This window comes from Kangiella sp., from assembly GCF_048265365.1.
Classification (GTDB): Bacteria; Pseudomonadota; Gammaproteobacteria; order Enterobacterales; family Kangiellaceae; genus Kangiella.
In genome coordinates this window covers 329,872-350,420 of record NZ_JBLXBT010000001.1, presented here as the reverse complement: position 1 = coordinate 350,420, position 20,549 = coordinate 329,872, and the positions used below count along the sequence as shown (strand labels likewise).

Here is a 20,549-nt window from a genome sequence, read left to right as displayed (position 1 = left end):
TAAAAGCAGGGTTTGCAGGAAATGTTCAGCAAATGTGGAAGAAATTGACAAGTTACGGAAGTCGCGTTGGCTTATATGTACCCCAGGTGTATATTTCTTACACATTGATAATGTAAGCTGATTAAAGGCTATTGACGTTAGAGCTGTGGGAGAAACCAGGCGATAACCGGCGGTGCAAATGCAGATTCGATACAAGCAATTTTTAGTGATACTGGTGGCCAACCTATTACTGGCGGCAGCCCTATTTACGGCTGTGAGCTGGAACTTCAATCGCAGTTTTCGTGATTATGTACGCAACGATCAAGCCAAGGAGTTGCAGCCATTTGTTGAGGGGCTGGCTGAGGCCTTTCAGCACAATGGAAATCAATGGCTTTGGCTTCAAAATAACCGGAGGCAATGGCAGCGGCTTGTGCAGCAGTATCTGATACAAAACAGTGATCCTCAAAGCCGATTGACCGAAAGCCCTCAACCAACAACTCGGCCGCTTCGAATGCCGAGACCACCTCACCCTATGACTCAGCGATTACTGCTAAGCGACGCACAGGGTAATCCCATTATCGATTTACCTTCTATTAACCCTGAGCATAGAAAACCCAGCATTCAGTGGTTGCCTATTAAAGTGGAGGGTGAGTTGGTAGGGCAACTGGGCGTCGCGCATTCAACGGAGCTGGAGCGGGAGATGGATCGGCTGTTTGTTACCCATCAATTGCAACAATTGGCCTGGATTGTGCTGGGCATACTACTGATCTCTGTTGGTCTTGCCTTTCCTTTTGCAAAACGATTGGTGCGGCCAGTGACTCGTTTGCAAGAGTCCATGCAACAACTGGCCGGAGGCAATATAGAACAACTGGAGCCGTTGCCCGTAATTTCTGATGATGAACTAGGGCGGCTCGCTCATGCTTTTAATCTGCTGACCGATACGCTAAAAGATAATCTAAAATCACGCCAGCAATGGATAGCCGATATTTCCCATGAGTTGCGGACACCGGTGGCTATTTTGCAGGGGGAGCTGGAAGCCCTGATCGATGGCGTCAGACCTTTGCAGCCCTCTTCGCTTGAATCACTGCATGCTGAAGTGGGGCGGCTCACTCGCTTGATTAACGATCTCTACGAGCTGGCGCTGTCGGATCAGGGAGCGCTGGCTTATCATCGAGAGGAATTATCACTGAATATACTGCTTAGCGATTTTGTTGAGGAAAGCGAGCCTCGGCTGTTAGAAAAAGATATTCAACTGGATTTTCAGGCATCCAAGCATCCTTTGATTTTATTTGCAGATGAATCACGTCTTATTCAGCTGTTCCGCAATCTGTTGAATAATTCGCTACGCTACACCAATGCTGGAGGACAGCTGAGAGTGCGTCTGCTCGAAGACAGACAGAAGGGGATGGTGACCGTACTATGGGAAGACAGTCATCCGGGTGTGGCAGATAAGGATCTGGAAAGACTATTTGAACGGTTGTATCGGACTGATAGTGCAAGAGATCGAATCAGCGGTGGGGTTGGTTTAGGGCTTGCCATATGCCAAGCCATTGTCGAGGGTCATCAGGGCTGGATTGAGGCTAGCCATAGTGAATTGGGTGGCCTCGCTATTGCCGTGCATTTGCCGCTTTACCGGTAATCAAACGAATAGAGATGAGTGATATGAATACGCCTATTTTGATTGTCGAAGACGAGATTAAAATTGCTGAGCTAATGCGTGACTATCTCATTCGCGATGGTTATGAGGTGGAAATGCTGCATCGCGGCGATGAAGTCATGCCGTGGCTTAACCAGCATCAGGCTCGATTGATTCTGCTCGACTTGATGCTACCGGGACTGGATGGATTGAGTATATGCCGGGAAGTTCGGCAAAACTCTAATCTGCCAATCATCATGATTACAGCGCGGGTGGAAGAAATAGACCGCCTGCTCGGGCTATCGTCAGGGGCGGACGACTATATCTGCAAACCCTTCAGTCCGAGGGAAGTTTGTGCACGGGTTGCCGCGGTACTGCGTCGAGTAGAAGATAAACCCGCCTCGCAGGATAAATTGATAATAGATGAAGATAAATATCAGGTCCGTGCTGGTGGAAAGGTTCTGGAACTGACCGCTTTAGAGTTTCGTCTGATAACCACCTTGGCAAAACATCCTGGTCGAGTGTATTCACGCAATCAACTGATGGAGGCTATCTATACCGATCAACGACTGGTTTCTGAGCGAACCATCGACAGTCATGTTAAGAAACTGCGCAAAAAACTGGAGATACTGCCATTAGCAGAAAATCCCATCCGCTCGATTTATGGGGTCGGATATAAATTCGATTAACAAAAGTGATATTCGAGTTCCACAATCTTTGCACATTGTTTGAAAAATGGGTCGTTAAGCTTTGAGGGGTAAATAATTATTTCTAAGCAACCCCATGGAGCAGTTTATGAAACGCATCAAGCAATACCTTCCCCTGTTATTGGTAAGCAGCGCCTTAACCGGCTGCGACAGCAGTTCGGATACAGAAACAACCTCAATCGAAGAATCCAGTTCTAGTCTGGATGTTACTTTAGCATTAACACCTGACGAAACCACTTCCTTGCGCTACGCGCAGTTTGAATTTAGTGCATCCGATGCTGCGGGTTATGAGTGCGCCATGAATGAAGAAAACTTCAGCGAGTGTGAGTCACCATTGTTCAAAGAAGACATTGCTCTAGGCAGCAATTGGATAAGTATTCGTGCTTATAACGAGGACGGAAGTTTCGGACCGGTGAATTCTTTAAGTTGGTATGTCAATGATATCTTTTTCGAAGGGCATGAAGACCTGGTTGCCACCAATATATCGCCAAGCCCAGTCGCGCCGAACAGCTGGCGCGGAATATTTCGTATCAATTGTGACTTTGCCCATAGCAGTTACAATGACCCGATTGTCTTTCCGGGACAAAAAGATGCCGCGCATTTGCACCGCTTCTACGGCAACACCGAAGTTGATGAGAACACAACGATGGAATCTCTCTATACCCAGGGTGAATCCACCTGTCAGGGTAATCAATTAAATCTGTCCTCATACTGGGTGCCTGCGTTGTTAGCCCCGGTATACGATCAGATTACCGGTGAACGGGAGCTGGATGACAATGGAGATCCCGCTTGGCAGGTAGTGCCCGCAGTAGTCGGTAATGATGACGAAGCTCATGAAGTCTTCTACTATTCTGCCGGCGTTGATGATTTGGATTCCATTCAGCCCATTCCACCTGGTTTGCGCATGATCGCAGGTGTCGCCAGTACCCGTCCTGGTGAAGAGCAGGACAGTACCGTTGCAAGATGGCACTGCCAGACCTGGGAGTCGGACGATGCCAGCAATCCACAGTTCAGCGCCACCATACCGGAGTGCCAGGAACCGGATCGTCTGCGAATGGATTTGTTTTTCCCGAGTTGTTGGGACGGCGAAAACCTGGACTCAGACGATCACCGCAGCCACATGGCTTATCCGGTAAACGAAGGAGGTTTTGAGGGTACGCACTGTCCCGACTCACACCCGGTCCCCGTCGTGCGAGTGAGTTATCACTATGCTTTTGGGGTAATGCCAGAATTCACACATCCAGTAGAGAAAAGTAGTAAGGGCTGGCGCTTGGCCGCCGATATGTACGAAGTTACAGCTGAACAGGCCGGTGGTCTTTCGCTACATGGTGACTGGTTCAACGCATGGCATCCTTCGGTGATGGAAGCAATCCTCAATAACTGCATCAAGGCAGGCCTCGATTGTCATGATGGTAATTTAGCCAATGGATATCGATTATCAGGTACACGCGAAGGAACACAGGAAGAGCCACCAATCATCAATGAAGGAATGGGATATTAAGGTTTAACACAAAGAAAATGTCATAAAAAAACCGACAACAGTTGTTGTCGGTTTTTTTGTCATGACAGTACAATTTACATAGCTAACAAAAGATCGCCAAAGAAAAAACATTGCAATTAGAAAAAAGCCAATTACTATAAGGCCTGTAGGTCATTGACCATGGTATTTGTAAACTCTACAAAGAAAGGAATACCAGAACAGAAGTGTCAGGAAATATAATGTTAGTTTTCTTCGTCAACAAGGAAGTTCCTATGAACAAAAAAATATACTTATTATCTACCGCTCTATTAATAGTCGGAGCCTTACTTAGCACTATGTCCGGCTGGCGTTTTTTTCTGAGCCCTGTATCGATATTTAAGCTCGGAAGCATGTTGAATATTATATTTTCTATAGGCTTAGGGGCACTAATTGCGTATATGTTATGGATTAGATTTATATCGGTATGGAAAAATGATGTTGATATAACAGTTCGCGCTAAAACTAAACATGCTTCATATATACAAAACTCTGGTCGTTGGCTTGTCTACGGGTATTACATTATATTCCCATTACTACTGGTTTTAATGTTTTTTGGTGGCTCTGTGAAATCTGAGATAAGATTCCTTTTTTTCCCTTTGTTAAAAATATTTCCAGTTGGCTATGTTTTATTTGAAATGTCTAGATTAATTGACTTTGAGGCTCGCCTAAAAAAGCAAACTAACAAGTCAAGTAACGCGGACGGCGATAAAGCTGCCGCGGGTTCTTGAGGCGTTATGACTAGTAAGGGGTATTATGAAATCTGAAGAAGCAGCTCAAAACAATTCATATTGGATTATAAAAGTGTACCCTTTTGCGGTGTTGGTTTTAGCTATAGCTTTGAATTTCATGTTTGGAATAGATCCGATCCAAATATCTAACCCATCAAGAGAATTGCTCGGTCTAATATCTTTCTCAGCGATTATTTTAGTAATAAACCATTCATGGATAATGACAGTAACTGAATTGACAAGAAATCGATACAAAATATTTGCATCTCCCGAAGAGTGGACTTCAAGTGGCTATAAGAAATTAGACGTTACTGAAAAAGGTAGTTTTGAGATAGATAGGTGTCTAAATACACATAGAAATACAACCGAGAATATCGTTTATTATATTCTTTTTCTGTTTGTTTTTTCCTTTGTATCACCTAGCCAAATAGCAGCGTGGGTATGGGTTTTAGTTTTTCCTATATCACGCTTAGGTTACACCTATAGTTATTTTACAGGAAGCGATAATGCACGAGGCATTTTCATGTCTTTATCTTTATTGTCAGTTTACGGAATCGCGAGCTATTTAGCATTTGGATTTATGTTTAAATGATGGGCAACAAAAGCCATGCATTATGTGAAGTTAGCGGCTAGGTACATATCTTTATCAAGATGTTAAAAAATGGATTCGTCAGTATGAAATATTTGATACTTGTTTTCTCTCTATTATTTGTAGGTAACTCTCTGGCCGAACCGGTAGTTTACCCCTTAGGATTTACCTATTATAAAAAAAACCGGAATTTTCAAAAACACCTAGCAGCGGAACGCTGATCTATGCAATAAGGATGATAGGCGAAACTCTATATGACGTAGACCGTGATGCAACCTTGGAGTCTTTGAAGGTAACAGTTGGAGATAGAGAGATTCCGAGTGATAACCTATCATTTTCAAAGCCGCCAAGTGTTATTGATGCTGGCGCAAGATTTGAGCTTAGCATTAAGGATCTAGACAGTGTGAAATCTAAACCAATACGAATTGAAGGTATTGTTCACTATTACGTTGACTCTAAAATCAGCTCAGACTCTGAGCAGACTGTAACATTAGAATTGGGAAAAACGTTTTCAATTGGTACATGGGTTTTTTCTATAATTGAAATCGATAAAAATACGGTGACGTTCAATATAAATAAACACCCGGATCGAATGCCTTCTATAAATTTCTTCACTACAGAGAAGACAAAGATTGAGGCATATTTATATAGTAGAAGCACTACTGTAATAAACGGCGAAGCATCATACAGTGTTAAATATGAATTCAAGGATGTTCATAGTGAATTAATTGTTCGTGGAAGTACTATTGAGTTGCCGAAAGAGAGCCAAAAAGCCAAGTTTGCATTCGATTTCGTTACCCCTTATTAGTTACTTAACTGGGCGTTAGCATTCTTTATCTGACATCGTGGTCATCTATATGGAACATTTAAATGAATCCAATTTGTAAAACTACTCTTTTAGGACTCCTTTTAGCTGGAATCTCGATTTGTTTTGAGATGTTAATCGGGTCAGAGTAAATTAACCATAATTTCTCACTGGCAGAATAAATGATGACTACGGACTAGTCGAATTTAAGGGCACTTTATCAATAAGTAGTAAATATCAGATGGAAGCATTAAAAGCGATCACAATAGGTGTTGTTATTTTTTTGGGGATTATGCTTATTCTAGGCGCGCTTCCAAAAATTTTATCGCGCATTAGTGACCCACCAAGAATGAAGTTTATAGAGGAATATTTTGTAGAGCATGGATGTACTGAAATCGAAATTAAACCATACTCTGCACATTACGGTGTTCGATATAGACGCAATGGCACTAAATACTATTCAAAATGTCTGGCAAACTTAAAGTCAAATGAATTGGAGTGGGTAGGAAAACCACCGGACTGGATTGAAACATAAAAGATAATCCAGCCGGACTTTTTTCCAATAAATTTAGAATATATAAATAAATCCGATACTCACTTCAGCTTCATAGTCGCTGCGTGCAATTGGGCTGCCCTGAATGTCGCTACTAAAATGTTCATAGAGTGCTTCGCCGAAAATCTGCCAATTATCGCTGAGATAATAACGATACGTGTAATCAATCCCAAATGAACGGAACCCGCCACTCAAGTTGGTTTCAGGCAATCCCGTCGCAGCCGACTGCTGTGCGTTGATACCGAAACCTTTATTGGCATATTCACTATCGTGAAATACCCCAACCAAATTAATTTCAGAGCCGGTTCCATCAAGTTGGTAGCCGAAGCGGTACCCTAGCCCGAATAGACCAAGATTTCCCTCGCCGCCAGTGACAACTCGTCCCACCAGCCAGTAACGCCAATCGTCATCGAGCGCATATCGTGTTTGAAGTACTAATTCAGTTTCCTCTTCTGTATCACCGAGTCCATCTAAATACCCTTCATCGGAATCATCTTCTTCACGACCTTCATCAAAAGCCACAGCGACATCGAATAGCCACCTATCAGCACGAAGACCACGCCAGCCTAGCGCCTCACCCGCAAAGTAGAAAATATCATCACCGCTACGCCATTGAACGGCACCAGCAGGTTGGGCTTCGAAACCAAATTCATCTGAACCTTCGTAGGCCGATTCGTACTCAATACCCAAGCCCAGCCCGAAAGCCCAGCCATCATTACCCTTGGTAAAGTCGTCAACTGAGGGTAAAGGTACCAAGGCGGTTTGCTCATCTTGAGCAAACGATATTTGGGAGAAAACGCCTTGAATGAACATTATCAACAATAAACCTGAAAGCTTTTTCATTTTAAGTGCACTCCAGTATGAGTTGGGACAGATTGTCCACACTAAGTGATATTATTGGATAACAGTTTATGTGAAACATTTGTCAAGAGATCGCCTATCGGGGCGTTTATTTAAGTGTTCGTTAGTCCGGGTTATTAGACCTGGATTTTAAAACTTGAAACTAAGGTTTTTACGGGGAAGTTTTGGACACTCATAAACTTTTCTCTGATTCCCGAATTACAATCAACAGAAATACACCTGGTATATTCCTTGGGCTGCGCGTGGTGCTCATAAAATAGGCGCTTGTAATAAAAGAACAATGCTAATAAGGTCTTAAGAAAGAAGTCGAATAATAAAATGACATGAGCAGCTGAAGGGTATGTGGGTATCGTAAGAAGCAAACAGAAAGGGTTGGATGGTCTTGATTGATAACAAGGTCAGCAAACCACGACGAGGGTAGCGTAACAACAGGAGGCGAGTATGTTTAAAGACTTCATGGCGGGTGCGCACCGTCTGTCTCGTGCCAACTACGTCCCAAGAACTATTGCTTTTGCTTTCAGCTTCATCATTATTGCGCTCCTGGCTCAGGAGCGAGACTGGACACCGTGGCATGTTGCTTTGCCTGCATTGTATCTGCTGATATATCCCCAGCTACTGATGGTAGCCACTCGGTATCATTCCGCGACCAGTCGATTCGAGATAATGGCTATGCTTGCCGACTCACTGATCCTTGGATTCATTGCCGCCTGGATCGATTTCTACCTATGGTTGTTCTTCGCGTTTCTGGTGGCCATTGCCTTGAACGCGTCAGTTGTTGGTGGCAGTCGTTTGTTACTGTCATCGCTTGTATTGTTCACCGCCGGTGCGCTTACAGGAGGTGCTGTTAACGGCTGGCAGGTACAGACCTCCGGTCCTTTCTACATTGAGGTCATGGCCATGACCCTGATGCTGGCCTATGTACTAATCGTTGGTTTCGTTTCTTTTAATCAAAATGCCCGACTGATCAGCGCCACGCGTGCTGTGAAGGAACGTAATCACGTGTTCCGGGCGCTGGTAGAGATCTCGTCGAGTGCTGATTTGGTAGGGGATGTACAGGAATTTGTTCAGGAGGCAGTGAAACGAATTCATGACCTTTACCCGAAGTATGGTCTAGGGATGATGGTACGCGATGCGCAGCGGCCAGAGGTCGTGCGTTTTATGGGGTTCGAGGGAGTCGCCACGGAAGAGCAGGACGCGGTGGTGCAATATCTGGCCGCCACGCGCGCACCCGACAGCCGTGAGTTAGCCTGGACTGATCCCAATCACGGGGCGATCTTTCAGATATTTTTCGATCGTAATCCCGCCCGGGGCTGTGAAGGAATTATCGTTGTTCGTGTGGATACCATCAGCCCATTGCTCCGTGAGGCGGCCCGGTTGGCTCTCGGCATGCTCAGCGTTCACATCGAGAACAAGATACTAGCCCTCGATCTGAAATATGCCGCTGAGCGAGATCCACTGACAGGGATTTTTAACCGTGGGCGCCTGGATGTGGAGTTGGATTCTGCTATACGCGGTCGCAAGCAGCACGGTGCTATGGAGTTCGCAGTGTTAATGATCGATGTAATAGGCTTGAAGCGGATTAACGACAAATACGGACACACAGCTGGTGATAAGCTGATCCAAGAAACTGCGGCGGCTCTACAGAAAGTGTGCCGTGCCACGGATTCCTTCGGTCGCTATGGCGGTGACGAATTTGTCATTATCTGTCGTGGCAGCAGTAGTACGGATGCTGAAGGGTTGCGCAAACGAATTATGCGCGACATATCGGGGCGAGAAATCTCTCTTCCTACCGGTGGAGGGGAGACAGTCACTGCACCCCTTGAGCTTAGTATTGGCCTGGCTAGCTCCAGCGACATCGAGCCCGAGGAAGTACTATCGGCAGCGGATGCTGACATGTATCGCAACAAGGAGGAATGGTATGCAAAACACAAGCGATACCGCTGAGCACTCCTCTGGCAGCACGCCCAGAGAAGTGTAAAAATATCTCGATAAAGGGTAATTAATTTAAATTGATTACTTTGAACTATTCTTATTAACCGGCTTAGGCTTCCTGCGTCTACCTTTGTTTTTAGCTGTTCCGGGCTGATTGGTGGTTTGATTCAATTTGGTTTTAGCAAGCTTCTTCTTGTGTGGTTTTTTCTTACCCACACTTTTTAATGGCGTTTCTGGTAATACGTGTTGCGGTTCGAAGCCGTCGGCTATTTTTCTTTCTAATTGTTGGCGAATGAGATATTGGATGCCGCGCAGGTCGTCGACTTCATCGGCGCTGACTAAGGAAATGGCCGTGCCTTTTTCGCCTGCTCGTCCGGTACGCCCGATGCGGTGGACATAGTCTTCGGCAACATTGGGTAAATCGTAGTTGATGACTAGTGGCATCTGTTCGATATCGAGGCCACGCGCTGCGACGTCGGTTGCGACCAAGACTGTTACCTGACCAGCTTTGAATTCGGCGAGAGCGCGGTTTCGTGCCCCCTGACTTTTGCCACCATGAATCGCGGTTGCTTTAATGCCTCTTTGATCGAGATCTTTGCTGAGCTTGTTGGCACCTCTACGCGTTCGGACAAATACCAGCAACTGCTCCCAGCGGTGATGGCCAATCAGATAGCTTAGTAGAGCTGGCTTCTGCTTTTTGTCGACGGGGTAAATCCACTGTTTGACTGTAGTCGCTGTGGTATTGGTTTGTCCGGTTTCGACCAAAGTAGGACTGGTCAGAAATTGCTGGCTGATCGCTTTGATCGATTCAGAGAAGGTGGCGGAAAACAGCAATGTTTGTCGCTTCTGAGGGAGTTTACCAATAATGCGTTTAATGCTAGGCAGGAAACCCATGTCCAACATTCGGTCGGCCTCGTCCAAAACGAGAAATTCAAGGTCTTTAAAACCCACTGCATTTTGTTGAATTAGATCCAGCAGTCTTCCGGGTGTTGCGACCAACACATCAGTACCGCGACGGAGTTTCAACATTTGCGGGTTAATCTTGACGCCACCGTAGACCACAACCGAATTCAGAGACAAGTTGGCTGCGTATTTTTGGACGCTTTGATGAACCTGCTCGGCCAGCTCGCGCGTAGGCGTCAGGATCAGACAGCGTGCTGAATTGGCAGTAGCTCTCTTCCCCTCAGACAGACGCTGCAAGATAGGTAGCGAAAAACCAGCGGTTTTACCCGTCCCGGTCTGCGCAGCAGCCATCACGTCCTGACCATTGAGGATTAAAGGAATGACTTTTTGCTGGATCGGCGAAGGGGTTTTATAACCACTCTTGTGTAATGCATCGAGTAGCGGTTGTATTAAATCGAGTTTGGAAAAGGGCATGAAAGAAGGGATTAATGCATAAGGCGCACAGTTTAGCCTTTTCTACAGCAAACTACGAGCACTTAAGGATTAATGCTTTTGGCAACAAAGGTATTGCAATAACAAAAGTGACTCCTCTGCAATATACAATGGTATGGTTGGCATAGGGTAATAGAAGGTGTCAACAATGAGGTGCTACAAAAAAATTTAAGGTATATAAAGTGAAAAGGCTATTTGTTTACTTCTTTTAGGGTTCTTCTATGCGCAACAATGTGTCTGCGTATTTGACATCGCAGTGAACCAAATCAAGGTTTCATTCGTCTTCCTTATAACAGCAACAAAAAAGAGTGGTTCATGGAACAAGCAGAGCAGGATTTATTGGTACTGGAAGCGCAAAGCGGAAACGAAAAGGCGTTCGAATGTTTAGTTATCTGGTTTCATCCGCTATTGGTGAAATTCGCTACCAGCCTCTCGGGAAATTCTGCTCTGGCCAAAGACGCAGTGCAGGATGTGTGGCTACAGATATTAAAAAAGTTACGCCGGCTGGAGGATCCGCGAGCATTCAAAAGCTGGTTGTTTCGAGCGGTGCGTTGGCGAGTAATCGATTTAATGCGCGGTAAAGCTATGCAGTTTGAAGCGCTTGATGATAACGGAATTGAAATCCTGCCAGATCACTCTGAACTGGAATATCGGCAACTACATCAGCAAATTAACCGTTTGGGAAAGTTGGAGCGGGAAGTGATTTATTTGTTTTATCTGGTGGAATTGACTGTGGCTGAAGCTGCTTTGGTGCTGGAAGTACCACAAGGTACGGTTAAATCCCGACTGAATCGGGCACGGAAGCAGTTACAGCAAATGATAAAAGCTTAAGTAAAACGATTGAAATAATCTGAGGAGGTTAATATGAATCTAGATGATAGAATCAAGCAGGCTTTAAGAATGGACGAAGCCGAGGTGGAACAGACTTTACTGGAAGAATCTGGTTTGTTACCAAGAGCTCTAGGTGTTTTTAAAGGAAGTATGAAGGGTTGGAATGTTTTTGGCTTTATTTTGTCCTTTGCAAATGCGATTGGTATGTTCTGGAGTGGCTATTACTTTTTCATCAGTGAAAGCCAACCGGACCGATTGTTTTGGGGGATTATAGGGCTAGTTTTTGTAATGGGCACTTTGGTCACCAAGATTTGGTTCTGGATGGAAATGAACCGATACTCTACCAGCCGAGAAATAAAGCGGTTAGAGCTTGCAATTGCTCAGTTGACTGCAAAGTTGAATCAGTAAGTATAAGATGGCGCAAGATTCTCGAACAAGTAATGTTCTGGGTGCCGTTTGGAAATAAACATGGGCTTACGAGAATACTAATTTAAGTACACTATTTCCTTAAGCCCAGTTCCCATAAATCTTGGTAGAAACTGAAATTGACGCGCGGAAAATGCATATACTCTATGCACTAGAGTCGGTTACCAATAGTTTGATGTATAGTAAATCCATGAAAAGAATATTTCTTATAGTACTGATAATAGGCGTTGTCTGGGGACTATATATTTGTTCAGGCAAGGTGTCGTTAGGACCTGATGCCATAGCGCCAACAAGCATCTGACCCCTGCGTATAAATATGTTCAGTACTGGATTGATGATATTGATGAAAAGTAAGGTGACGAGCTGGTATATGTTTGGTCGCAACAAAACTGGGACATGTAAGATAAGATTAATGGTAATAAGGTCTTAGAGATGAGAAAGACAGATAAGAAAATAGACAATGCTTTAAGAGCCGCCTTGACTGAGGCCTGTGAGATAGCGCTGGAAAATTACGATGGATTCGAGTGGCTAACCCATTTCGTAAACTATAATGACTTCCCCGGCTCGCTTAAGGTCGTCTGCATTTACGACACCAATGCTCGTTTGGAGAAAACAGATAAGCAAGCTGTGCGCTCACTTATCAGGGAAAAGCTGGCATCTATTGCTATTAATATGAAAGACAGTCGCCAGCAAATAAGCTTTGATACGGAAGAAAACTGCAGCAGGGAAAACGGTGGTAAATGGAATGAACGATTCAGATAATCAGCACCAGGCTGGCAAAGGTGTTCTTACCTTACGGGACCTTGCGATGGCCATTATAACGGTGCTTAAGACCCCTTCCGATAAAGAATGCCATTTTAGAGTAAGATACTTTAACTGTACCGATTATCGATATTCATGACTATTCCGATTAAAACTATTACCGCGCCAGAGATATCCTGTTCGAATTGTCGAGCTTGTTGCTGCCGTCTGGAAGTTATGATCATTAGTGATACTGGCGTTCCCGAGCAGCATATTGCTGTTGATCAATGGGGTGGTGAGACCATGTTGCGTTTAGAGGATGGTTGGTGCTCAGCTTTAGACCGAGAAACCTTCATGTGCACAATATATGAAAACCGTCCGTGGGTTTGTCGAGAGTTTGAAATGGGCTCCTATGAATGTAAGGAAGAAAGAGCCGAATTGAAAACGAGTTAATATCAGTGACCATATTTACTGGAGTGTAGTATGCAGAAAGAACCACCACTCCCAATAAAAGCAAACAGGTTAAATTATGAATCTTATATTAGAATCGACCCTGACCTGCCCAGAGTGCGGGCATGAAGAAACAGAAACAATGCCGACGGATTCTTGCCAATGGTTTTATGAATGTAAAAGCTGCGGTGTATTGCTGAAGCCTAAGCAAGGTGATTGCTGTGTTTTCTGTTCCTACGGTACAGTCCCTTGCCCTCCGATTCAGCAGGGAGCAGGAGATTGTTGCTCATCATAAAAAAAGCGAAGAACAAAACGCACGAGTTTGTTCGTTAAACAGCCTCGTGCACTTGTTTGGGTTACCTCGTTTCAGAAGAGCGAAATACCAAAGTAAATATCCAAGATGGTTGTTAAGCTGATAATGCCTAGAACCAGAGGACAGATCCAACGAATGGCAAATTGAACATATTGCTTTAACCAACGACCAATTGTGCCTTCATTATCCGACTGGATTTCAAGTTCGAAATTGCTTTTGCCCCAGACATAAGCGACAAATACTGAAATCAAGAAGCCACCTACCGATAGAAAAGTGCTGCCGCCAATCATTCCAACCATACTCATGAAACTGATGGGTGATGTACTGTTAGGGAATTGAATAAATTCGCTGAAGAAGGCAGAGGCACCATTGCCGAGCAGTGATGGCAGGCCAATTAAAAAGATAAGAATGGCCACAGTCCATGTTGCTTTTCCACGACTAACTTTTTTCTCATCAACCAAAAATGCGGTAGGAACCTCTAGCAAAGAAATCGTAGAAGTTAATGCTGCAAAAGAAAGCAATAAGAAGAACAGGCTGCCGATAACAACGCCTAATGTTGGACCTAATGAATTGAAGACATTGGGTAACGTTTCAAAGATGAAAGCTTCTTCTCCGGAGATTGCACTCATTGCAGTTAAATCACCTTGAGTAACATAAGCAACAAAAGGAAACATCATTAACCCTGCGAGGAAGGCAATGAAGACATCAGTGAAGGTAATGATTGCTGCCGCAGTAACAATATTGGCGTCCTTTTTAACATAGCTACCAAAAGTGATTAATGCTCCCATTCCTAAAGATAAAGAGAAAAAGGCTTGTCCGAGCGCGGAATAGACAATGGTAGGAGTAATCTTGGAAAAGTCAGGTAACAGATAATGCTTAATGCCAGTGATAGCGTTCGGTAATGTTAGAGCGTAAATGATCAATCCCACGATTAAGAAAAGCAGCGTCGGCATCAGGGCTTTGGCGGCACGCTCAATACCATGAGAAATACCACGACTAACAATATAGGCTGTTCCCGACATAAATATGAGCGAGTAGAGACCTATTTTTAGCCAGTTTGCGGTGTACTCTGAGAAGTGCTGGCTGATTTCAAAATGGCCCTGCAACATTTCAAAGAAGTAACCAAAAGACCAGGCAGCCACCACATTGTAAAAAGAAAGAATCAGAAAACCGGCAGCCAAACCGAGGTAACCCACTCCAGACCAGCGAGCAAACCCGAGTTTTTTAAATGCTGTTACCGGGCTGGCCTGAGCTTTGCGACCGATAGCTATTTCAGCAGTCATCACTGGAAAACATAAGACTAAAGCGAAAAATAAGTAAATAACTAGAAAAGCTGCACCACCCCCAGCGCCGACTTCAAAAGGAAATTTCCAGATATTACCCAAGCCAACAGCTGATCCTGCTGAGGCCATAATGAATCCTAATCGAGAGTTGAAATTACCACGTTCCTTCATAATAAATGCTCAATAGCTTATTTTTTATTGGAGTGGAAGCTTAGCCTATTATTAATTCAGACAACAGGAAGTATTCGTTAAAGGTTAGTTTGATCACTTTAAAAAGAATGCTATTGAGTCAGGAAAATAGTCTCGCACAAGATAATGCTATGAAGTTCTAGCTAATGGGCTTAGAGAAAATTGGGGCAGGTACGCGTCTTGCGGGACAGTGGATACATCCTTCATTAACCCTTACAGGTGCACAAATAATTGGAAGGAAAGACTCATATCTTAAATCGCGAGTAGAATTATTGCGATAAGAGTGAGCTAAATAGGGAAAGAGTTTGGTCAGAACTTATCCTGCCTAAAGTCATTTCTATCGACGGTGCTTTAACTCCTAAAAATAGCAATAAATGATTCCTCTATAGAGCCTTGCTCATCATAGTCATAAAACAAGACTTGTATAGATAGACCAATGATAATAAGGTCTTTTGAACAAATTCTTATAATTCTGTTAGTCCAAAACATTTAATGGAGACACATGAAATCTAAATTTACTTTTTCAGGGGATACTGAGTACCGTCTTTTGGCGGTTGGTGCCTATTCGTTTACCGCATTCTCAGTGGCGGCATTAATACAGATCTTGTCATCAGGCACCACGGAACCGAGCAGTTATCCCTATCTGGCGAAAATTGGGTTTACGGTCATGCCGCTACTCGCTTCAGGGCTGGCCCTAGATTTCTATTGTGTTGGAAAGCCAAAAATGGTTTGGTTTGCTTCAATATTATGTATGGTGATTGGTGGGTTAATCGGTATTTCTATGAATTCCATAGGCGCTGTTCTAGGCGTCTACTCGCCGCAAGTAGCCGAGTACTTGGGCTATGGTATTTGGGGTGGGGTGGCTGTTCTTATCATCGTATCGATCGCCTCTTGGCTGATACATCGCAAAAAAGATGACTCTGTTGAAAGCGATAAAGATTCATAACAATGAGTTCAACCGTAGCAATTGGCATATCTAATATAAAAAAATGACAGACATCATAGTTAAAGTTAATGGACCCTGTCTAATGTGAGAAATATCGTTTATCTGTGATATAACAATTAACAATACAAAATGAAAACTGATGGATAAGGAGTTGTTATGTCAGAGAAAAAATGTCCGGTGATGCACGGTAGTATCACAAAAAGCAATAAGTCCAACACAGAGTGGTGGGCGAATGCACTGAACCTCGATATTTTGCATCAGCATGATAAGAAGACCAATCCGATGGGTGAGGACTTCGATTATCGAGAAGAAGTTAAAAAGCTTGATTTTGAAGCGCTGAAAAAAGATTTGCATGAATTGATGACCAATAGTCAGGAATGGTGGCCGGCGGACTGGGGTCATTACGGCGGTTTAATGATTCGCTTAAGTTGGCACGCTGCAGGGACGTACCGTATTGCAGATGGTCGTGGTGGTGCTTCTACTGGTAATCAACGTTTTGCTCCTATTAACTCCTGGCCTGATAACGTGAACCTCGACAAGGCACGCCGTCTTCTTTGGCCTATCAAGAAAAAATACGGTAACAAAATCAGCTGGGCGGATTTAATCACCTATGCCGGAACCATTGCCTATGAGTCAATGGGACTTAAAACCTATGGCTTTGCATTTGGTCGTGAAGATATCTGGCACCCAGAAAAAGATACCTATTGGGGTTCCGAGAAAGAATGGCTGGCGCCTAGTGATAATGAAAATAGCCGCTATTCGGGCGAACGTGATCTGGACAATCCATTGGCAGCGGTGATGATGGGTTTGATTTACGTGAATCCAGAAGGTGTGGATGGGAATCCTGACCCGCTTAAAACCGCCGAAGATATCCGGGAGACTTTTAAACGCATGGCCATGGATGACGAGGAAACGGTAGCGTTAACAGCTGGCGGTCATACCGTTGGAAAGTGTCATGGTAATGCAAAGGAAGAACAGCTCGGTAAAGAGCCGGAAGGTTGTGATGTGGAAGAGCAGGGGCTTGGCTGGATTAACAAGAAGAAGCGAGGCATTGGTCGGGATACAATGACCAGTGGCATAGAAGGTGCCTGGACCACTTATCCCACCAAATGGGATAACGGCTATTTTGAAATGCTACTTAATCACGAGTGGGAGCTAAGCAAGAGTCCAGCAGGTGCTTGGCAATGGCAGCCCAAAGATATCATGGAAGAAGACAAGCCAGTAGATGTGGAAGACCCGTCAATTCGAACTATGCCAATCATGACCGATGCCGATATGGCGATGAAAATGGATCCGGAATACCGCAAGATTTCTGAGAAATTTTACAAGGATCCTGAATACTTCTCGCAAGTGTTCGCACGCGCCTGGTTTAAACTGACGCACCGCGATATGGGACCAAAAGAAAGATACATTGGCCCAGATGCGCCGCAGGAAGAGTTGATCTGGCAGGATCCCGTACCGGCCGGCAGCAAAGATTATGACGTAGCGGCAGTAAAAGAGACAATCAAATCCAGTGGGCTTTCTGTTAGCGAAATGGTGGCGACCGCATGGGATAGCGCAAGAACCTTCCGTGGTTCCGATCTGCGTGGTGGTGCCAATGGCGCGCGCATTCGTTTAGCGCCACAAAAAGATTGGCAAGGTAATGAACCCAAAAGGTTAGCTAAAGTACTTTCGGTGCTTGAACCGATTGCAAAAGATAGCGGCGCCAGTATTGCTGATGTGATTGTGCTGGCTGGTAATGTTGGAGTCGAAATGGCTGCCGAGAAAGCAGGCTTTAATATTGATGTTCCATTCTCCCCTGGGCGTGGTGACGCTACTGATGAAATGACGGATGTTGAATCCTTTGAACCGTTGGAGCCATTGCATGACGGTTACCGCAACTGGGTGAAAAAAGATTATGTGGTTAGCCCTGAAGAGATGCTACTGGATCGCACACAGTTGATGGGACTAACGGCTCCAGAAATGACGGTCTTAATTGGTGGAATGCGTGTGTTGGGAGCCAACTATGATAATAGTAAGCATGGCGTATTCACTGAGCAAGAAAGTGCCTTGACCAATGACTTCTTTGTAAATTTAACTGATATGAATTACATCTGGAAGCCAGCCAGTAATAATCTTTACGAGGTATGCGACCGTAAAACGGGCAAGGCGAAGTGGACGGCAACTCGTGTGGATCTGGTGTTTGGTTCAAACTCTATTCTAAGAGCACTAGCTGAAGTTTATGCACAGGACGATAACAAGGAAAAGTTTGTTAAGGGTTTCGTAGCAGCGTGGACAAAAGTGATGAACGCGGATCGTTTCGAATAGGAACAAGCCGCAATATCGCCACACGGATATGAATCGGTGTGGCGGTATATACGCTTCATTCCCAACAAAAGATTTTATTAAAAGTAATAAATATTACGTAAAACATAACAAAATGATTGAAAATCATACTTTGTTGCCCTAGAGTATCATTCTGTGATTGGTAACTGAGTATGATAATGACCGCTCGAAGTTTACATTTTCTTTTAACCTTCTCTCTAGTAATAGCCATATTGGTTACAGCGTTTACTATGGTTTTTGCTATTGCATTACCCATAGTGAATGAGCCTCTTGTAACCACTTGGCCGGTGTCTATTGATGCCGCTCAAATAGAAACCGGTTTATACACTGCGCCAAACACACCATGGACCATCGAACAAACTCAGGGTGTGTTGTCGGTTGAAACAACTGCTTTAAGTTTAGGCCTCAGTCGTGCTTTAAACATCCTATTAGTGTGGGGTATGGTCATCGCCATTATCTGGTATTTACGGCAAGTGGTTGGTGATGTCCAAAACGAACGACCTTTCGGTCAGAGTAGCGCTCAACACCTGAAGAAAGCGGGTTACTTATTGATAGCATTATCGGTCTGGTTATCCTTTGAAGTGTTTATTCGATTTTATCTATTTATGCCTAACGCTCTGGATGTTTCGGATTATAAGTTTACGCATATTCGGCTTTTAACAGAAAGCGATGCTGGAGTAAGCATTTACCCAGACTTTCAAATTGGTTTTTTAGTGGCAGGTCTTTTTATCTTAGTCATAGCAAATGCTTTTAAATTGGCCTTGAACTACAACGCGATAGTGATGAGATTATCTGATGGCGATAGTAGTTAATTTAGATGTGATGATGGCTCGTCGCAAAATGAAAATGAAAGAACTGGCGGAAGCCGTTGGCGTATCAACAACAAATTTATCGTTGTTGAAAAATGGGCATGTGCGAGGTATTCGGTTCGCCACATTGGAGGCGATATGCAGAGTACTCGAATGTCAGCCAGCCGATATTTTGGAATATAAGGAAGATAAAGAATGAAATGTACAAACGGAATAATTGCAGGTCTCGTATTTCTGGCAGGGTGTCAGAGCTATAAAGTTGAAGAGTTAACCGAAATACCTCAGGAAGTGAAAAGTAGCATTAATAGTGTCGTTGATAATAAACATCGTCCAGGGGTAGTCATTGGATTAACCAATCCTAACGGTACTTTCTTCTATAGCTATGGAACAGCCTTTGTCGGTGAAGACTCAGAATTGTCTGCTGATTCGCAGTTTGCAATTGGTTCTCTTACCAAGCTATTTATTGCCGAAACCTTTCAGCGGTTGGTTGATGATAAGGCGGTAAGCTATCAAACCAAACTGCAAGACATCTGGCCGAATATCAACGATGGCAGCGACACTCAATTATTGCACTTAGCGAGCCATAAAGCTGCCTTACCACATAAGATTCCATATGAGGCCTTAGCCAACAATGATCCAACAGCGCTACTGGCAACACTAGGTCGTAGCGATACCTTACCAGCAAATTATGAGTACTCAAATTCAGGCATGGCAATATTGGCATTGGCTCTTGCTGAGTTACAAGATAGCACCGTTTCGGATTTGGTGACGAAAACGACGCTCAAGACAATGGAGTTGAAAGATACTGGATATGTTCCTGTACCGGGACGTTTGGTGGGTATGCATCGTGTTATGGAGCCTGTTAGTAAGCTCAATACAACGACGGTTGAAATTGCTCGAGGCGCAGGGGGATTGCATTCAACTGCTCGGGATTTGCTCAAGTTCTTAAGCTATCAAATAAACGCAGCCGAATCAGCTGAATCGGAAAAGTTTGCCAATATTGGCTGGAAAAAATTTGAGAGCGATTCTTTTGTCAGTTATTACCATGGCGGTGATGGAAATGGTAATCAGGCCTTTATTGCCTATAGACCTGACAATAAAGTGGGTGTGGTGATATTAAGTAACTCAAGTGCCGATGATGAATTGCAAAGCATAGCGTTACACTTGATCGATCCGACAATTAAGCTTCCTAAATTTGATAGCCCACCTGCAAGAAAATATAGCGATGAAGAGCTAGCGCCTTTTGTCGGAGACTATTCAATAAAAGACATGCCGGAGGACAATTTATTCACCTTTCAAAACAGAGACGGGCGAATGGTCTATATTGAGAAAACAGCAAATGGTGAATTGGTGAGGCGTTCACGGATGTATGGAATAGATGATCATCAGTTTAAACTGAAAGAAATACCATTAACCGTCAGCTTTTTTAGATCTGAGCCTAAAAACTATGATGCGATTCTTAAATTTCAGGATCAGGAATACTATTTAGTGAAGAAACGTAATTAGTCACTACCATTCAACTAAACCATTTA

Annotated in this window: 21 protein-coding genes; 18 read left to right on the top strand and 3 right to left on the bottom strand. The window is 44.0% G+C overall.

Going from position 1 to position 20,549, the window contains the following annotated elements; translation table 11 throughout:
* Nucleotides 1–178: 178 nt before the first annotated feature.
* The 7 genes from ACN0VI_RS01630 to ACN0VI_RS01600 all read left to right on the top strand — a co-directional run bounded on the left by ACN0VI_RS01630 (nt 179) and on the right by ACN0VI_RS01600 (nt 6,498).
* Nucleotides 179–1,618, top strand: a complete 1,440-nt coding sequence (locus ACN0VI_RS01630; RefSeq protein WP_417445550.1) for an ATP-binding protein — start codon at nt 179–181, stop codon at nt 1,616–1,618.
* Between the two features lie 23 nt (nt 1,619–1,641).
* Complete coding sequence (locus tag ACN0VI_RS01625) at nt 1,642–2,304, top strand: response regulator (RefSeq protein ID WP_417445549.1); 663 nt, start codon at nt 1,642–1,644, stop codon at nt 2,302–2,304.
* A gap of 106 nt (nt 2,305–2,410) precedes the next feature.
* Nucleotides 2,411–3,823 (top strand): DUF1996 domain-containing protein, encoded by a 1,413-nt coding sequence (locus tag ACN0VI_RS01620; RefSeq protein WP_417445548.1) that lies wholly within the window; start codon nt 2,411–2,413, stop codon nt 3,821–3,823.
* Nucleotides 3,824–4,074: 251 nt separating this feature from the next.
* The gene (locus tag ACN0VI_RS01615; protein ID WP_417445547.1) at nt 4,075–4,569 is read left to right on the top strand and encodes a hypothetical protein; all 495 of its coding nucleotides are present in this window, start codon (nt 4,075–4,077) and stop codon (nt 4,567–4,569) included.
* A 25-nt stretch (nt 4,570–4,594) separates the two neighbouring features.
* Complete coding sequence (locus ACN0VI_RS01610) at nt 4,595–5,161, top strand: MAPEG family protein (protein WP_417445546.1); 567 nt, start codon at nt 4,595–4,597, stop codon at nt 5,159–5,161.
* A gap of 232 nt (nt 5,162–5,393) precedes the next feature.
* Nucleotides 5,394–5,966: a hypothetical protein gene (locus ACN0VI_RS01605; RefSeq protein ID WP_417445545.1), complete on the top strand. Its 573-nt coding sequence runs from the start codon at nt 5,394–5,396 to the stop codon at nt 5,964–5,966.
* A 238-nt stretch (nt 5,967–6,204) separates the two neighbouring features.
* Nucleotides 6,205–6,498 (top strand): hypothetical protein, encoded by a 294-nt coding sequence (locus tag ACN0VI_RS01600; protein ID WP_417445544.1) that lies wholly within the window; start codon nt 6,205–6,207, stop codon nt 6,496–6,498.
* A gap of 33 nt (nt 6,499–6,531) precedes the next feature.
* Here ACN0VI_RS01600 and ACN0VI_RS01595 read toward each other — a convergent pair whose 3' ends face one another.
* Complete coding sequence (locus ACN0VI_RS01595) at nt 6,532–7,359, bottom strand: MipA/OmpV family protein (RefSeq protein ID WP_417445543.1); 828 nt, start codon at nt 7,357–7,359, stop codon at nt 6,532–6,534.
* 459 nt (nt 7,360–7,818) lie between these two features.
* Between ACN0VI_RS01595 and ACN0VI_RS01590 the strand changes: the two genes are divergently transcribed.
* Nucleotides 7,819–9,321 carry a diguanylate cyclase gene (locus ACN0VI_RS01590; RefSeq protein WP_417445542.1) on the top strand — a complete coding sequence of 501 codons (1,503 nt, stop codon included), beginning with the start codon at nt 7,819–7,821 and terminating at the stop codon, nt 9,319–9,321.
* A gap of 69 nt (nt 9,322–9,390) precedes the next feature.
* Here the strand turns inward: ACN0VI_RS01590 and ACN0VI_RS01585 are convergent, their stop codons facing one another.
* Nucleotides 9,391–10,686, bottom strand: coding sequence for a DEAD/DEAH box helicase (locus ACN0VI_RS01585; RefSeq protein WP_417445541.1), 1,296 nt, complete (start codon nt 10,684–10,686; stop codon nt 9,391–9,393).
* A 333-nt stretch (nt 10,687–11,019) separates the two neighbouring features.
* On the opposite strand from ACN0VI_RS01585, the gene ACN0VI_RS01580 reads away from it, so the two are divergent.
* From ACN0VI_RS01580 to ACN0VI_RS01560, 5 genes are all read left to right on the top strand, one after another.
* Nucleotides 11,020–11,535, top strand: coding sequence for an RNA polymerase sigma factor (locus ACN0VI_RS01580; protein ID WP_417445540.1), 516 nt, complete (start codon nt 11,020–11,022; stop codon nt 11,533–11,535).
* Nucleotides 11,536–11,568: 33 nt separating this feature from the next.
* The gene (locus ACN0VI_RS01575) at nt 11,569–11,943 is read left to right on the top strand and encodes a DUF6768 family protein (RefSeq protein ID WP_417445539.1); all 375 of its coding nucleotides are present in this window, start codon (nt 11,569–11,571) and stop codon (nt 11,941–11,943) included.
* Between the two features lie 450 nt (nt 11,944–12,393).
* Nucleotides 12,394–12,723, top strand: a complete 330-nt coding sequence (locus tag ACN0VI_RS01570) for a hypothetical protein (RefSeq protein WP_417445538.1) — start codon at nt 12,394–12,396, stop codon at nt 12,721–12,723.
* Between the two features lie 135 nt (nt 12,724–12,858).
* Nucleotides 12,859–13,155, top strand: coding sequence for a YkgJ family cysteine cluster protein (locus tag ACN0VI_RS01565; RefSeq protein ID WP_417445537.1), 297 nt, complete (start codon nt 12,859–12,861; stop codon nt 13,153–13,155).
* A gap of 76 nt (nt 13,156–13,231) precedes the next feature.
* On the top strand, nt 13,232–13,447 hold the full coding sequence (locus ACN0VI_RS01560; protein ID WP_331892183.1) for a GDCCVxC domain-containing (seleno)protein: 216 nt from the start codon (nt 13,232–13,234) through the stop codon (nt 13,445–13,447).
* A 71-nt stretch (nt 13,448–13,518) separates the two neighbouring features.
* On the opposite strand, the gene ACN0VI_RS01555 is transcribed toward ACN0VI_RS01560, so the two are convergent.
* Entirely contained in the window at nt 13,519–14,919 is a 1,401-nt protein-coding gene (locus ACN0VI_RS01555; RefSeq protein ID WP_417445536.1) for a sodium-dependent transporter, read from the bottom strand.
* A 520-nt stretch (nt 14,920–15,439) separates the two neighbouring features.
* On the opposite strand from ACN0VI_RS01555, the gene ACN0VI_RS01550 reads away from it, so the two are divergent.
* From ACN0VI_RS01550 to ACN0VI_RS01530, 5 genes are all read left to right on the top strand, one after another.
* A complete protein-coding gene (locus ACN0VI_RS01550) occupies nt 15,440–15,883 on the top strand; it encodes a hypothetical protein (RefSeq protein WP_417445535.1) in 444 nt (147 codons plus the stop codon).
* Nucleotides 15,884–16,039: 156 nt separating this feature from the next.
* A complete protein-coding gene (katG, locus tag ACN0VI_RS01545; RefSeq protein ID WP_417445534.1) occupies nt 16,040–18,190 on the top strand; it encodes a catalase/peroxidase HPI in 2,151 nt (716 codons plus the stop codon).
* Nucleotides 18,191–18,360: 170 nt separating this feature from the next.
* The gene (locus ACN0VI_RS01540) at nt 18,361–19,020 is read left to right on the top strand and encodes a hypothetical protein (RefSeq protein ID WP_417445533.1); all 660 of its coding nucleotides are present in this window, start codon (nt 18,361–18,363) and stop codon (nt 19,018–19,020) included.
* The gene (locus ACN0VI_RS01535; RefSeq protein WP_331892176.1) at nt 19,004–19,216 is read left to right on the top strand and encodes a helix-turn-helix transcriptional regulator; all 213 of its coding nucleotides are present in this window, start codon (nt 19,004–19,006) and stop codon (nt 19,214–19,216) included. The genes ACN0VI_RS01540 and ACN0VI_RS01535 overlap by 17 nt, the downstream gene beginning before the upstream one ends.
* Nucleotides 19,213–20,523 carry a serine hydrolase domain-containing protein gene (locus tag ACN0VI_RS01530; RefSeq protein WP_417445532.1) on the top strand — a complete coding sequence of 437 codons (1,311 nt, stop codon included), beginning with the start codon at nt 19,213–19,215 and terminating at the stop codon, nt 20,521–20,523. The genes ACN0VI_RS01535 and ACN0VI_RS01530 overlap by 4 nt, the downstream gene beginning before the upstream one ends.
* The last annotated feature ends 26 nt before the right edge of the window (nt 20,524–20,549 follow it).